Origin of the sequence: Nguyenibacter vanlangensis (assembly GCF_038719015.1) — a bacterium.
Lineage (GTDB): Bacteria > Pseudomonadota > Alphaproteobacteria > Acetobacterales > Acetobacteraceae > Gluconacetobacter > Gluconacetobacter vanlangensis.
In genome coordinates, this window is sequence record NZ_CP152276.1 from 2,384,709 (window position 1) to 2,398,899 (window position 14,191).

Below are 14,191 nucleotides of genomic sequence, written 5' to 3' on the forward strand. Positions count from 1 at the left end.
GTTCAAAACGGGATGCCGGATATCCTTATTCTCGAACCGCGGAGGGCACGGCGGGCCGGACGGCCCCGTCCGCCGTGATCGGGCCAGGACGGCCCAGGAAATAGCCCTGCGCCTCGGTGCATCCCTCGACATCCAGGATGTCGAGCTGCACACGCGTCTCCACCCCTTCCGCCAGCACCGGAATGTTCAGGCTGCGCCCCAGCGCCAGGATGGCGCGCAGGATCGCCTTGGATTCCGGCGTGTGCTCCACCTCGGTCATGAAGCTGCGGTCCAGCTTGATCTTGTCGAACGGAAAGGTCCGCAACGTATCCAGCGACGAATACCCCACCCCGAAATCGTCGATCGCGATCGACACGCCCAGCGCCTTGATCTGCCGCAGGGTGCGCAACGACCGAACCTTGTCCGTCACGATGGCGGTCTCGGTCATCTCCAGCTCCAGCCGGCGCGGGTCCAGCCCGGTCTCCGCCAGGATGGCGCCGACATGCGCCGCCAGATGCTCGTCCCCCAGTTGCACGGCCGAGAGATTGACCGCGATCTTGTAGGGCCGGGTCCAGCTCGCGGCCTCGCGGCACGCCGCGCGCAGCACCCATTCCCCGATCGGCACGATCGCCCCGCATTCCTCGGCCAGCGGGATGAACCGCATCGGCGGCACCAGGCCCCAGTCCGGATGCCGCCAGCGCAGCAGCACCTCGAATCCCGTCACTTCGCCGCTCGATACGTTCCGCTGCACCTGGAAATCCAGATGGAACTGCTCGCGCTCCACCGCTTCCCACAACGCGGCGGCCAGCGCGCGCCGGCTGCGCGCGGCCTCGTCCATCTCGGCCTCGTAGAAGCAGATCCGCTCGCGCAACGCCGCCTTGGCCCGATACATCGCCAGGTCGGCATTGCCCATCAGCGCCTCGGCCGTCCGGGCATCCTGCGGAAACAGCGACACGCCGATGCTGGCATCCGGCCGCAGTTCGAAGCCGTCCAGCGCGATCGGCCGCGACAGGCAATCCTCCAGCCGGCCGATAAAGCCGTGCAGTTCGGCAATGTCGTCGAACCGCTTGGCCGCCGCGAACTCGTCGCCGCCCAGCCGCGCCACCAGTTCGTCAACCGCCCGCACGCCGCGGATCCGCTCGGCCAGGATCACCAGCACCCGGTCGCCCACCGCATGGCCGCGCTGGTCGTTGATCTCCTTGAACTTGTCCAGGTCGATGCCGATCACCGCCAGCCGCGCCCCGTCGCGCTCGGCCAGCGCCAGTTCGCGCCGCAGCGCCTCGTTGAACCGCGCCCGGTTCGCCAGCCCGGTCAACCCGTCATGATGCGCCAGATAGGCGATGCGCGCTTCGGCCCGCAGGCGCTCGGTCACGTCCTCATAGGTCGCGACCCAACCGCCATCCTCCATCCGCCGCACGGTCACCTGGACCGCCATCTCCTCCCCCAGGCGCAGTTGCAACTGCCCGCCCTGCCTCTGTTCCTGCCCCTGTTCCTGGCCCTGCTGCAGCAGCGCCATATGCCGCGCATGGGCGTCCTCCACCCGCCGCCGCCGCTCCGCCTCGGGCAGGCCCAACCGTGCATGGATCGCCTCCAGCAGCGCGCCATGGTCCATGCCCGGCCGCATGTCCCGCTCCGCCAGGCCGAACAGCGCGGCACAGCGTCCGTTGGCCAGCACCAGCCGCCCGTCCGCCCCGAACAGGCACAGGCCCTGCGACATGTTCTCCAGCGCGATGTCCAGATTGCGCGTCACCCGCGCGATCCGGTCGGCATCCTCCTTCCCCCTGGTCTGGTCGCGGGTGATCGTCGCAAAACCGATCAGCCCGCCCTCCTCGTCCCGCACCGGGTCCAGCGTCACCGACGCCCAGAACGCCGTCCCATCCTTGCGATAGCGCCATCCCTCCCGCGCCACCGCTCCGGCACGGGCCTCGGCCAGCATGCGCCGCGGCACGCCTTCCGCCCGCTCCGCGTCCGAATGGAACTGCGCGAAATCCCGTCCCAGGATCTCCGCGGCCGCATAGCCTTTCAGCCGCTGCGCCCCGACATTCCACGTGCTGACCCGCCCCAGCGGATCCAGCATGAAGATCGCGTGGTCCCGCACCCCTTCGACCAGCAGCCGGAACCCCAGGTCGCTCCGCCAGACCGCGCGCTCGGCCCGCAGGGCGAAGAACGCCGCCGCCGCCCCGACCGACAGCAGCGCCAGCGCCGCCGCCCCGATCACCAGGATCATGACCGTCGGCGATGCCGCCGGCCTGTGCGCCGCCATCGCCATGTCCATCGCCATGTCCATGCCCGGCATGGCCCGCATCGTGACGGCGCCCATGGCGGTGAAATGCAGCCCCGCGATCGACAGGGCCAGCAGCGCGGCCGGCATCACCCGTCCCAGCGGCGTATCGCCCGCGCGCCGCTGGGACACGAACGCCGCGACCGACAACACCCCCCCGACCAGCAGCGACGCCACCACCAGCCGGGGGTTCCAGCACATCATTCCGGGAACGCGCACGGCGGACATGCCCAGGAAATGCATCGCCGCGACGCCCAGGGCGAACATCGTCCCCGCCGCGACGCCGCCCGCCAGATGGCCGCCCCGCGTCTCCGCAGTCCCCGCCATGGTCCCCGCCGTGGTCCCTGCCGTGGTCCCTGCCGCACCCCGCGCCATCGTCCGCGCCGAGATGCTGACCGCGATACCGGTCGCCAGCACGGCAATCAGCAGCGACGCCAGGGTCGGCCCCAGCATGAAGGACAGCGCCATGCCCGGACGATAGGCCAGCATCGCGATGAAATGCGTGGCCCAGATCCCGAACCCGCCGGCAATCCCCGCCGCCCCGATCCAGATCGTCCGCCCCAGGCCGGCGCCCCGCCGCGCCCGATGCAGCAGCATCATGGCGGCATAGCAGCTCGCCAGGCACAGCAGCACCGCCAGGCCCGTCCCGAACACTTCATGTTTCAGAACGACACAAGTCAGGATCCGCGACATCGAACGCCCCAAGTCAAGGCACCGCCATGCCCGCCATCCCCCGCCGGCGCGAAACGGACCGGCACCGCGCGGGAAGATCGGGGCACGCCCAGGCTTCAGGATACGAAACAGTCTCGTATCGTACCTCGCAATATCGCGTCCGCCCCGCTTGCGCCAGTGCGGGCGCCGCTCCGGATCAGCACTCGGCCCGGCAGACCGGACACAGCCGCAGAAACGGCGACGGCGCCTGGAACCCCACCCGGCAATTCAGGCAGGACCGGTCGATCAGGGCCGGCGGCGGGGGCTTGCGCTCCCGCGCCCGCTGCGGCGCCCGCCTGCGATAGCTCAGCCGGTCGCGCAGGGTCTGCGCCTGCATCTCCAGCACCCTGGCCACCTGCACGATGCGCATGCCCTCGGCCAGCATCGCATCCACCTGCGGATCGATCCGCTGCCAATCATATTTCGACGGTCTCATGCCCCCTCCCGGCGTGATGGGACCGTCCTGCCGCCGCTCCGCCGCCGCCATGGCCCGCGCGGCCTCCAGATAGGCCGCGACGCGCGCGCGGGTCGCCCGGCGCACCTCGCGCCCGGCCCGCACTTCATGGACGAAACGCGGATCATTCACCGCCCGCAGCCCGAAGGCGCTGGCCGACAGGCCGCTTTCGCCCAGAAACGCCTCGATCACCCCCAATAGGGGATCAAGAGGATCGGAAACAGGATCATCCCTCATGGATAGGCAAATTAATAGGATATTTCCTGCCGATCAAGCGGCAATTTCCTATTGGGAATTCCCTATTTGCAGCGCCATAATAGGCACATGCCGATCCTCACCCCCTCCCGTTATGCCCTGCTCCGGCTGATCGCCAAGGCGGGCAGCAATCTGAAGGCGGAATCCCTCGCGCTGGGCCGCAACCACGCCTATCTGCAGCAATATATCCACAAGGGCACGCCCCAGAAGCTGCCCGAGGACGTGCGCGACGCGCTGGGCCGCCGCTTCGGGGTCAGCCCCAACATCTTCCGCGAGGACACCGACCCGAACTGGGAACCACCCGATCCCGCGCTCCTGCCGGGCACAGGCCATGCGCACGACGCCGGCGCGGCCGCGTCCGCCGGCCGCCCCCGCTTCGCCACCCCGCACACCCCGCTGGCGCCGCCGCTCGGTTATGCGCCGTTCCATCCGGCGACGCGCCCCTTCGCGCCGGTCGACATCTCCGCCGCAGACATGTCCCCCAAACGGGCATCGGCCCCCGATCGGAATCAGGACCGGGATCGGGATCAGGACCGGGATCGGGATCAGGACCGGGATCGGGATCAGGACGCGCCGTCCCGCGACGGCCAGTTCCGCATTCCCGAATACAATGTGGCGCCACAGGCGGGTCCCGGCGCCATGCCCGCCCATATCGCGACCGAGGACGGCCCCCAGCCCACCGACCATTGGTCGCTGCCGCGCCGCTTCCTCAGCGCCCACACCGACAATCCCGAGGCGCTGGTGGTGCTGCGGGTCGCCGGCGACAGCATGGAGCCCGACTACCAGGCCGGCGAACGCGTGCTGGTCGATACCGCGCACCGCACGCCCTCGCCGCCCGGGGTCTACGTGCTGTGGGACGGGTTCGGGCTGGTGCTGAAGCGGCTGGAAATCGAATATGGCTCGGACGATCCCGTCACCGTGCGGATCATGAGCATCAATCCCGCCTATCCGACCTATACCCGCTCGCTGGACGAGGTCCATATCAACGGCCGCGTGGTCGGGAAATGGGTCTGGAAATGACCCCCCTGCTCTTGCCCCAACTCTTGCCACGATCCTGTCGCCAGACTGAACAGGCGGGGCCCGGAAACCGGAGATCCAGGAAGCCCCGATCCCATCAGGAGGAACCCGATGACCCTGCTCCGACCCGCCTGCCTGCTGCTGGCGCTGGCCACGCTCGCCGGCTGCGTCTATGAACGCCCGCCCTATCGCGGCTGGCATCACGGCTATTATAACGGCCATTATGGCTGGTACGACGAACGCGGCGGCTGGCGCGGCGATTATCGTTATCGCTGACCCATCCATCCCTTGAACCGAGAATCCCGGCCCAGGCCAGCCGCCGGGATTCTCCACCCGGTTGCTCCTTCATGCCCATTGCGATCCTGCCCGGCCTCACGCTGCCCGATTCCGAGGTCACGGTCAGCTATATCCTCGCCTCGGGACCGGGCGGGCAGAACGTGAACAAGGTCGCCACCGCCGCCCAGCTCCGGTTCGACGCCGCCCGCTCGGCGGCGCTGCCCGAACGCGTCCGCACCCGCCTGCTCGAACTCGCCGGCAGCCGCGCGACCCAGGACGGCGTCATCGTCATCACCGCCCGGCGCTTCCGTACCCAGTTGCGCAACCGGCAGGACGCGATCGAGCGCCTGGCCGAACTGATCCGCCAGGCCGCCCACCGCCCCGCTTTCCGCGTCGCCACCCGCCCCGGCCGCGCCGCGCGCGAACGCAGGCTGCAAGGCAAGGCCCACCGCGCCGGCATCAAGCGCACCCGCACCACCCACTACGACGAGTAGGCTTGCGCAATCGCAATTGCATCCCGCCCCAGCCGCGCTCTATCGTTTCATCCATGTCCCGCACCGGATGCATCGCCGCGCCCCGCCGGCCGGACGCGCGAATTACCCGCCCGGCCTGATAAATCAGGCCGGCCGTCGCGATTCCACCATCCCGGCGCGCCCCCGCGCGCCAAGACCACGGGACCATCCCCATGCCGGACATGGACGCAACGATGCTGACGCATGCACGTTCGACCCTCCTGGACACAGCACGGACCCATTTCATCGCCGAACCGGGTGTCGTCGGCCTCTATCTCAGCGGCACGCTCGCCTCCGGCGACGCCGAGCCGCATTCCGACATCGACCTGCGCGTCGTCACCGAACCCGCCGCCCATGCCGGCTTCGTGGCCCGCCGCCGCGATTTTCCCCGGCTGTGGGACGGGTTCCTGTTCAACGAATGGCTGCCCGGCGCGCAGCACTGCGTCTCGCATTTCCGCCCCTTCACCAAGATCGACATCTTCTATCTGAACGCCGACGACCTCCGGCCCTCGCCCTGGTACGCCCTGCCCACCATCGTGCTGCACGATCCGGCCGGCCGGATCGCCGCCCTGCTCGCCGCCTCGCGCGACCTGCGCTTCACGATCACCGAAGACGATGTCGACTTCTCGATCAGCAAGGCCCTGGCGGCCGCCCACGAAGCCTATCGCCGCATCCGGCGCGGACACTTGCTCTATGCCGCAGCACTGCTCGACGAAATGCGGCTGCACATGATGCAGGCCGACGACTGGTTGAACGACCGGCCCACGCTCGGCATGGTCCAGTCCAAATTCGACCGACGTCATTCCGGGATGCAGATGATTGGGCGCATCCCGGGCGACGGCGCGGACCGCAATGCCGGTATCGACCTGCTGCGCGGCCTGTCGATCCTGCTCGTGGTGATCCACCACCTGGCGCTGCGCATTCCGCTGGCCCGCACGGCTCTCGCCGCCATCCTGCCGGCCACCCTGCTGCACGCGCTGAACTGGAACGGCTATTCCGCCGTCTTCCTCTTCTTCGTGATCTCGGGCTTTCTGATCACCAGCCACAGCATCCGGCGCTGGGGCACGCTCTCGGCCGTCGACGCGCCCGCCTTCTATCGCCGCCGCGCCATGCGCATCCTGCCCTGCCTCATCGTCCTGGTCGCGATCCTGTCGCTGCTCGATCTGGCCCACGTGCCGTACTACACGATCACCCATCCCGACCAATCGCTGCCGCGCGCCATCCTCGCCGTCTTCGGCATGCACCTGAACTGGTACGAGGGCCACACCGCCTATCTCCCCGGCGGCTGGGACGTCCTCTGGTCCCTGTCGATCGAGGAAGCCTTCTATCTCGCCTTTCCCCTGTTCTGCCGCGCCACCGCCCGGCACGCCGTCCTGCGCGCGATCCTCTTCGCCGCCCTGGCGCTCTCGCTGCCCGCCGACTATGCGCTGCTGTCGCATGCTCCCGAAATCTGGCGGGAAAAGGCCTATCTTCCCGGCATGGCCGCAATCGCCACCGGCATCTGCGCCGCCCTGATCGCCCCCCGCGCGCCCTTGCGCCACGTCCCGGCACTCGGCATCCTCGGGGCATCCATGCTCGGCGCAATCCTGCTCTGGCAACCGGCGATCCGCCAGGCGCTCGGTCACGCCACCATGCTGCTGCTCACGCTCGGCAGCGCGATGCTGCTGATCGCCTTCGACCGGGGCTGGGGCCGCGCCACCCTGCCGCGTATCCGCGCCCTTTTATGGCTGCGCGCCTATGGCCGCCTCAGCTACGAAATCTACCTGACGCACATGTTCCTGGTCTTTCCCGCCATCGCCCTGTTCCACGGCCTGGGCGCCCCGATCCGGTACGGCTGGCTCTGGTTTCTGCCGGTCGTGCCCCTCGCCTGGCTGCTCGGCCACGCCACCGAACGCCTCGTCACCAGCCCGGCCGAACGCCGGCTGCGCAGCCGCTTCCCCTTCGACCCCGCCTCTATCCGGCCCCATCCGGCAACGCGATAGTCCCCCGATCCTCCACCTCGCCGAAATACGGGCGCAACGCCGCGCTGGCCACACGCACTCCCGCACCGGACGCGCCAGGTGGGCCCGCGCCTCCGCCAGCCCCCGTCTCACTCTCACCCTCACCCGCTGAAGAAGATCAGCGCCGTCGCGGCGCCGAACCCCAGGGCCAGCAGCCCGACCGCGAAAACATCCCAGAAATTGGACGGTTTCACCGAATCCGCGCCATGACTCAGGCGCTGATAGAACCCGAACATTCCAGCCTCCGGGCCGGAAGACATCCTTTCCTCCGACCGGCTGGAATATGGGTATGCCGGCCCCCGCCAGCCAGGCCGCCGGCCGACGGGCAACCGCCCGACCCATGGCGCGGCCGCAGGGCTCGCGCGGCCGCGTTACATCGCGCAACCCTCCGTCACATTCCGCCGCCGGCCCGGCCTTTATCCGGACACCGAACGCGGCGACACTGCACCGCATGCCGTCGACATGATGTGAGACGAGGCCAGGATGCAGACACAGGCGATGCAGGCCATGATCCGTTTCGGACTGGGCCGCCGGGGCCGGGAACCCCTGCCCGACGACCCGGCGGCCTGGCTGCGGGAGCAACTCGCCGCGCCGGACGGCGCGCGCTTTCCCGCCGGCCTGTCCGACAGCGCCGACGGGCTGATCCGCCTTCGCACCCAGCGGCGCACGAAACAGCCCGGCGACCCGCTGGTCGGTCCGGCCTTCCACGCCGACCTGCTGGCGCAGATGACGCAGTGCCTCGCCAGCGACCAGCCGTTCCGCGAAAGGCTGGCCTGGTTCTGGACCAACCATTTCACCGTCAGCCTGCGCCAGGGCGGCACCCGCGCCGTCATCGGCCCCTATGTGCGCGAGGCGATCCGCCCCCACGTCACCGGCCGGTTCTCCGACATGCTGCTGGCGGTCATGCGCCACCCGGCCATGCTCATGTATCTCGACAACGTCTCCTCGATCGGGCCCGACAGCCCGGCCGCCCGCCGCGCGGCCCGCCACGGCCAGCTCCGCGGCCTGAACGAGAACCTGGCCCGCGAATGCCTGGAACTGCACACGCTCTCGCCCGCCGCCGGCTATACCCAGCAGGACGTGACCAGCTTCGCCGCCATCCTGACCGGCTGGACGATCGACATGCGCGCCGACCGGCCCGGCTTCGCCTTCCGCCCCGACGCCCACCAGCCCGGCGTCAAGATCCTGATGGGCCGCGATTTCCCGCCGGGCGAGGCCGGCGGCGTCCAGGCCCTGTCCTGGCTGGGCACGCACCCCGCCACCTATGCCCATCTGGCAACCCGCCTGGCGACCCATTTCATCGCCGACGTCCCGCCCCCCGCCGCGATCCACGCCATCGCCGCCGCCTTGCGGCAGAGCGGCGGCGATCTCGGCACCGCATCGCATGCCCTGATCGCACGGCCCGAAGCCTGGCGCCCGGGCACCAAGCTGCGCCAGCCCTTCTTCTACGCCGTCGCCGCGCTGCGCGCCCTCGACCCGCCCTTGCCCGGCCACGCTGCGGACGGCCCGGCCCCCGATTCCGGGGCCGCTCCGCATCCTCCCGCCGCCTGGCTGCTGGCCGACGCCACCCGCACCATGGGCCAGCCGCCGTGGGACGCCCCGCTGCCCAACGGCTGGTCCGACCGGGCCGCGGACTGGGCCGCCCCGGCCGACCTGATCGCCCGCGCCGAATGGGCCTACCGCCTGGCCGGGCACGATGTCGCGGCCGAGGCCGACCCGCTGGCCATCGCTCAGGCCGGCCTGGGCCCGCTGCTGCGCCCGGCCACCCGCGCGGCGATCCGCCATGCCGGATCGCGCCGCGACGCGCTGACCCTGCTGTTCACCGCCCCGGAATTCCAGAGGTGCTGACATGTCCCGCCCCCCGATCCCGGCTCCGCCCGTCCTGATCCCCCGGCGCACCGCCCTGCTGGGGCTGGGCGCGGCCTGGACGCTGGGCTCCGCCTCGCTCGCCCTGGCGCGCCCGCCCGGCCCCGCCCGGCGGGACGGCCGGCTGGTCGTCGTCATCCTGCGCGGCGCGCTGGACGGCATGGCCGCCGTCATCCCCTATGGCGACCCCGCCCTGGCCGCCCTGCGCGCGCCGCTCGTCCCCCCGCCCCCGGGACAGCCCGGCGGCATGCGCGATCTGGGCGGATTCTACGGCCTGCATCCGGCCCTGCCGGTCCTGCACGGCTTCTATGCCCAGGGCAGCCTGCTGCCGATCCACGCCGTGGCCGGCCATTACCGCAGCCGCTCGCATTTCGAGGCCCAGGACTATATGGAAAGCGGCGCCGACACCCGCCTGACCAGCGGCTGGCTGAACCGCGCGGTGGGCGCCATGGGCGGGCTGCCGCACGGCCCGGACGGCGCGGGCCTGTCGGTCGGCCTGTCCACCCCGCTGCTGCTGCGCGGCCCCACCCCGATCGGCAGCTTCGACCCGCTGCAGGCCGCCCGTCCGGACGACGACCTGCTCGCCCGCATCGCGGCGCTGAATGCGCCCGACCCGCTGACCGGCCCCGCCCTGCGCGCCGGCCTGCGCGCCGACACCTATTCCATCCGCGCCTTGTCCGCCCGCGAACGGGCCGACGCCGCCTCGTCCGGAATGACCGCACCTGGTGCCCCCCGCCCGGGCACCGCGCGCCCCGACCCGTTCCTGGTCCTCTGCCATACGGCCGGCACCCTGCTGGCCGCTCCGGACGGCCCCCGCGTCGCGGCGCTGGAAATCGGCGGCTGGGACACGCATGCCGCGCAGATGGGCCGCCTATCCGGCCCGCTGCGGCGGCTCGATGCCGGGCTGGGCGTGCTGCGCGACGCGCTCGGCCCCTGCTGGGCCCACGGCGCCGTGCTGGTGATGACCGAATTCGGCCGCACCGTCCGCATCAACGGCACCGCCGGCACCGATCACGGCACGGGCACGATCACCCTGCTGGCCGGCGGCGCCGTCGCCGGCGGCCGGGTAGGCGGCACCTGGCCCGGCCTGGCCCGGGGACAGCTCTTCGAAAACCGCGACCTGGCCCCCACCACCGACCTGCGCGCGGTCGCCATGGGCGTGCTGCGCGACCATATGGGCGTCCCGGCCCACGCCATGCCCCGCATCTTCCCCGGCAGCGCCGGCATCGCCCCGCTTGCCGGACTGATCCGCGCCTGACACGCCCGCCACCCGCCGCGATCGGCAAAACCCGACGAAATGAGTCCCCCCGGCCAGGCATCCTTCGTCGGCGAGCGGCGTTCCATGCAAACGGGATGGCCCGGCGGGGCGCGAACCGCCATCCCGCACGCCCGGCACGGCACGGCCGATTGCCCGCGTTGCCGAACGCGTCGCTTTCATACCCATGAATCGCAAGACCGGGATGCGCCGCGCCCCAGCCCCCGGCGGTCACATGGAGGACGAAATGCTCAGGACCATCCTGCTGATCGTGCTCATCCTGCTGCTGATCGGCGCATTGCCCACATGGCCCTACAGTTCCGGCTGGGGGTACTACCCGGCCGGCGGCTTGGGGCTGATCCTGCTGATTCTCATCATCCTGGTGATCGCCGGCGGCATATAGGGCGGCGCGGGCGTGGCGATACCGCGAAAACATAAAGACGCCGGGAAAACATAAAGACACCGGCATCCCGCCAGGCCGGGTTTTCACGGCGTCGCCGTTTCAATCTCCATCGGCGCAGGCCAGCGCGTCGCCCAGGGCCCGGGCGAACATATCGGCCTGTTCCTCGGTCGCCGCGGCGAACCCCACCAGAATCCCCCGTCCCGGCACCCCCGGGTTCGGCCCTGACGAATGCCGGCCGGACAGGTACAGCCCGGACAGAAACGGCACGCTATACCCCGCCCGCGCCAGCCGCGCGGCCACGGCCCGGTCGTCCCGGTCCGGCGCGAAGCGCACCAGCACCTGCAATCCCCCGACCGGCGGCGCGACCACGACCGCGTCGCCGCAGCGCGCGCGGATCGCCCGCACCATCTCAGCACCCCGTGCGCGATAGACGCCGCCGATATGGTCCAGATGCCGGTGATAGCGGCCGCTGTCGATGAAGGCCGCCAGCGCCGCCTGGGCATGCACGTTGGCCATCACTCCAAGGTTGGCCTGCGCATGGGCCAGCCGCGCCGACAGGGCGGGCGGCGCGACGAACCAGGCCAGGCGCAGCCCCGGCAGCAACGATTTCGCGACGGTGCCCAGGGTGATCACCTCCCCCTGTTCCGCCAGCGCGCCCAGCGCCGGCACCTGCCGCCCCTCCCACAGGAACTCGCTGTCGTAATCGTCCTCCAGCACCAGCGCCCCGGCCCGCCGCGCCCGGGCCAGCAGCGCCAGCCGGCGCGGCAGGCTCATCCGCACCCCGGTCGGGTACTGGTGCGACGGCGTCACATAGACCAGCTTCGGCACCCCGGTCAGGCGGGACGCGTCCGCCCCCTCCGCATCGACCGGCAGCGGCACCAGCCGGCCATGCCCCAGCGCCGCCCGCGCGCCCAGATAGCCCGGCTCCTCGATCCAGACCGTCTCGCCTTCATCCAGCAGGCACCGGCCCAGCATCGCCAGCGCCGACTGCACGGTGGGCACGACATGCACCTGCTCCGGCATCACGGGCAGCCCCCGGCGCGCCGCCAGCGCCTCCGCCAGCACCCGCCGCAAATCCGGCAGCCCCTGGACGTGGCCATACAGCAACCCGTCGCCCGACAAGGTCCGCACCGCCCGGCGCATCGCCCACGCCCATTCGTCCCGGGGGAACAAAGCCGGGTCCGGATGGCCGGGGCGCAGCCGCCCGCCGCGCGCGACATAATCCGCCTCATGCCGGTCCCGCGCCAGCGCCGCACCCTGCCGCGACAGGCGCACCGCCGCCGCCGGACCGGCCAGCGGGGCGGAAAACGCCTCCGGCACCGCCAGCACCGGCGCCGCCCCCGGCCGCGAGACGATCAGCCCCTCGCCCCGCAACAGCTCATAGGCCGCATTCACCGTGTTGCGCGACACGCCCAGCCCCCGCGCCAGCACGCGCGAGGAGGGCAGCCGCCGATCCCCCGGCGCCCGCCCGGCCCGCACCGCGTCGCGCACCTGGCGATAGATCTGCTCGGCCAGCGGCACCGCGTCCGCCCGGTCCAGTGCCCGGTCCAGGCTCAGCCATCCGTCGAACAAACTGGCCCTCCCAATTCCGGAAAACCGGATCTTTCACTAGTCCACCCGCACGCGCAAGATGCCCTCCGGCCACCCTATCGATCGGGCCGCCACCCGATCGGACCACCAGACCACCGACAGGAACCCACCGATGACGTCCGACCACGACACCCCGGCCCGCCCCGCCGGCCTGCCGCCCTACGCCATCGCGCGTCAGGGACGGCGCGCCCGCTACGACGCGGCGAGCGTGCATGCCATTCTCGACGCCGGACTGGTGGCGCATGTCGGGTTCGTGGCCGACGGCCGGCCGATGGTGATTCCCATGGCCTATGGCCGCGACGGCGATACGCTGTTCATCCACGGCGCGACCACCACCCGCATCATCCGCGGCGTGGCCGAGGACGTGGCCGAGGACGTGGCCAAGGACGTGCAGGTCTGCCTGACCGTCACCCTGATCGACGGCATCGTCGCCGCCCGCTCGGCCTTCCACCATTCGGTGAATTACCGCAGCGTGGTGGTCCATGGCGCCGCCCGCCACGTGACCGACCCGGCCGAACACGACCACGCGCTGCGCGTCATCACCGAACATCTGCTGCCCGGCCGGTGGGACGAGGTCCGGCCGATGCTGGCCAAGGAACGCAAGGCCACCGGCGTGCTGGCGGTGCGCATCGCCGCGGCCTCGGCCAAGATCCGCACCGGCGGCCCCGTGGATGACGACGCGGACTACGCCCTGCCGGTCTGGGCCGGCGTGCTGCCCGTCACCACCGCCATCGGCCGGCCCATCGATGACGGCCGCGTCGCCGAAGACACCCCGCCGCCTCCCTCCCTGGCCGCCGCCCGCCGCAAATTCGCCTGAACCGCACCCGGAGCAGCTCGCGATCCTGGTCCTGATCCGGCCCTGTCATGCCGGGTCAGGCACCGCGCCCCGCCTCAGTCCGCGCCTCAGTCCGACACCAGGCGATAGCCGACCCCCGTCTCGGTCACGATATGCGCCGGCCGCTCCGGGTCCTGCTCCAGCTTCTGGCGGATCTGCCGTATATAGACCCGCAATTGCTGCACATCCCCGCCCGCGCCCCAAAGCTGCCCCAGGATGTGCCGGTGGGTCAGCACCCGCCCGGCATGGTTGACCAGCAGGCGCAGGATGTCCCATTCGCGCGGCGACAGGTGCACCTCCTCGCCGCCGCGCATGATCCGCCGCCGCACCAGGTCGACGCTCAGATCGCCCGAGGCGAAAACCGGCGGCGTGCCCTCGCTCTGCAGGGCATGGCGCAGAGCGGTGCGCAGCCGCGCCGCCAGTTCGGCCATGCCGAAGGGCTTGGTGACGTAATCATCCGCCCCCAGCTCCAGCGCCGCCACCTTGCCCCGCTCGTCGTCGCGCACCGACAGCACCACGATCGGCAGCGTGGATCCCCCATTGCGCAGCAGGCGGATCACCTCCAGCCCGTCCCGGTCCGGCAGGCCCATATCCAGCAGCATGACGTCCGGATCGCTGTCCGCCGCCCGCTTCAGTGCGCCGGCGCCGTCCGCCGCCTCGACCACCCGCCACGACTGGGCGGTCAGGCTGGTTCGCAGCAGGCGGCGGATCGCCGGCTCGTCATCGACGACCAGCACACAGGGGTCGTTCACGCCCA

The 14,191-nt window shown here is 71.1% G+C and carries 13 protein-coding genes; 8 read left to right on the top strand and 5 right to left on the bottom strand.

Features of this window, described 5'->3' with window-relative positions; genetic code table 11:
* Positions 1–25: 25 nt before the first annotated feature.
* Both AAC691_RS11090 and AAC691_RS11095 read right to left on the bottom strand, forming a co-directional pair.
* Positions 26–2,953, bottom strand: a complete 2,928-nt coding sequence (locus AAC691_RS11090; protein WP_342626924.1) for an EAL domain-containing protein — start codon at positions 2,951–2,953, stop codon at positions 26–28.
* A gap of 175 nt (positions 2,954–3,128) precedes the next feature.
* Positions 3,129–3,662, bottom strand: a complete 534-nt coding sequence (locus tag AAC691_RS11095; protein WP_342626925.1) for a hypothetical protein — start codon at positions 3,660–3,662, stop codon at positions 3,129–3,131.
* An 87-nt stretch (positions 3,663–3,749) separates the two neighbouring features.
* Here AAC691_RS11095 and AAC691_RS11100 point away from each other — a divergent pair, with 87 nt between their 5' ends.
* From AAC691_RS11100 to AAC691_RS11115, 4 genes are all read left to right on the top strand, one after another.
* Positions 3,750–4,700: a S24 family peptidase gene (locus AAC691_RS11100; RefSeq protein WP_342626926.1), complete on the top strand. Its 951-nt coding sequence runs from the start codon at positions 3,750–3,752 to the stop codon at positions 4,698–4,700.
* A 108-nt stretch (positions 4,701–4,808) separates the two neighbouring features.
* Positions 4,809–4,973: a hypothetical protein gene (locus AAC691_RS11105; protein WP_176641574.1), complete on the top strand. Its 165-nt coding sequence runs from the start codon at positions 4,809–4,811 to the stop codon at positions 4,971–4,973.
* Positions 4,974–5,044: 71 nt separating this feature from the next.
* Positions 5,045–5,467 carry an alternative ribosome rescue aminoacyl-tRNA hydrolase ArfB gene (gene arfB, locus AAC691_RS11110; protein ID WP_342626927.1) on the top strand — a complete coding sequence of 141 codons (423 nt, stop codon included), beginning with the start codon at positions 5,045–5,047 and terminating at the stop codon, positions 5,465–5,467.
* 191 nt (positions 5,468–5,658) lie between these two features.
* Complete coding sequence (locus tag AAC691_RS11115) at positions 5,659–7,467, top strand: acyltransferase family protein (protein ID WP_342626928.1); 1,809 nt, start codon at positions 5,659–5,661, stop codon at positions 7,465–7,467.
* A 119-nt stretch (positions 7,468–7,586) separates the two neighbouring features.
* On the opposite strand, the gene AAC691_RS11120 is transcribed toward AAC691_RS11115, so the two are convergent.
* Positions 7,587–7,745, bottom strand: a complete 159-nt coding sequence (locus tag AAC691_RS11120) for a hypothetical protein (RefSeq protein WP_323992746.1) — start codon at positions 7,743–7,745, stop codon at positions 7,587–7,589.
* 223 nt (positions 7,746–7,968) lie between these two features.
* Between AAC691_RS11120 and AAC691_RS11125 the strand changes: the two genes are divergently transcribed.
* From AAC691_RS11125 to AAC691_RS11135, 3 genes are all read left to right on the top strand, one after another.
* Positions 7,969–9,333, top strand: coding sequence for a DUF1800 domain-containing protein (locus AAC691_RS11125; protein WP_342626929.1), 1,365 nt, complete (start codon positions 7,969–7,971; stop codon positions 9,331–9,333).
* Between the two features lies 1 nt (position 9,334).
* Entirely contained in the window at positions 9,335–10,609 is a 1,275-nt protein-coding gene (locus AAC691_RS11130) for a DUF1501 domain-containing protein (RefSeq protein WP_342626930.1), read from the top strand.
* 244 nt (positions 10,610–10,853) lie between these two features.
* A complete protein-coding gene (locus AAC691_RS11135; RefSeq protein WP_176640092.1) occupies positions 10,854–11,009 on the top strand; it encodes a DUF3309 family protein in 156 nt (51 codons plus the stop codon).
* A 99-nt stretch (positions 11,010–11,108) separates the two neighbouring features.
* On the opposite strand, the gene AAC691_RS11140 is transcribed toward AAC691_RS11135, so the two are convergent.
* Entirely contained in the window at positions 11,109–12,581 is a 1,473-nt protein-coding gene (locus tag AAC691_RS11140) for a PLP-dependent aminotransferase family protein (RefSeq protein WP_342626931.1), read from the bottom strand.
* 130 nt (positions 12,582–12,711) lie between these two features.
* Between AAC691_RS11140 and AAC691_RS11145 the strand changes: the two genes are divergently transcribed.
* Positions 12,712–13,416 (top strand): pyridoxamine 5'-phosphate oxidase family protein, encoded by a 705-nt coding sequence (locus tag AAC691_RS11145; RefSeq protein WP_342626932.1) that lies wholly within the window; start codon positions 12,712–12,714, stop codon positions 13,414–13,416.
* An 86-nt stretch (positions 13,417–13,502) separates the two neighbouring features.
* Here AAC691_RS11145 and AAC691_RS11150 read toward each other — a convergent pair whose 3' ends face one another.
* The gene (locus AAC691_RS11150) at positions 13,503–14,186 is read right to left on the bottom strand and encodes a response regulator (RefSeq protein ID WP_342626933.1); all 684 of its coding nucleotides are present in this window, start codon (positions 14,184–14,186) and stop codon (positions 13,503–13,505) included.
* Between the last annotated feature and the right edge of the window lie 5 nt (positions 14,187–14,191).

Bases quoted from the DNA above. Each gene is read 5' to 3' on its own strand.
- AAC691_RS11090 (WP_342626924.1), bottom strand. From the start codon at position 2,953: ATGTCGCGGATCCTGACTTGTGTCGTTCTGAAACATGAAGTGTTCGGG.
- AAC691_RS11095 (WP_342626925.1), bottom strand. From the start codon at position 3,662: ATGAGGGATGATCCTGTTTCCGATCCTCTTGATCCCCTATTGGGGGTG.
- AAC691_RS11100 (WP_342626926.1), top strand. From the start codon at position 3,750: ATGCCGATCCTCACCCCCTCCCGTTATGCCCTGCTCCGGCTGATCGCC.
- AAC691_RS11105 (WP_176641574.1), top strand. From the start codon at position 4,809: ATGACCCTGCTCCGACCCGCCTGCCTGCTGCTGGCGCTGGCCACGCTC.
- arfB (WP_342626927.1), top strand. From the start codon at position 5,045: ATGCCCATTGCGATCCTGCCCGGCCTCACGCTGCCCGATTCCGAGGTC.
- AAC691_RS11115 (WP_342626928.1), top strand. From the start codon at position 5,659: ATGCCGGACATGGACGCAACGATGCTGACGCATGCACGTTCGACCCTC.
- AAC691_RS11120 (WP_323992746.1), bottom strand. From the start codon at position 7,745: ATGTCTTCCGGCCCGGAGGCTGGAATGTTCGGGTTCTATCAGCGCCTG.
- AAC691_RS11125 (WP_342626929.1), top strand. From the start codon at position 7,969: ATGCAGACACAGGCGATGCAGGCCATGATCCGTTTCGGACTGGGCCGC.
- AAC691_RS11130 (WP_342626930.1), top strand. From the start codon at position 9,335: ATGTCCCGCCCCCCGATCCCGGCTCCGCCCGTCCTGATCCCCCGGCGC.
- AAC691_RS11135 (WP_176640092.1), top strand. From the start codon at position 10,854: ATGCTCAGGACCATCCTGCTGATCGTGCTCATCCTGCTGCTGATCGGC.
- AAC691_RS11145 (WP_342626932.1), top strand. From the start codon at position 12,712: ATGACGTCCGACCACGACACCCCGGCCCGCCCCGCCGGCCTGCCGCCC.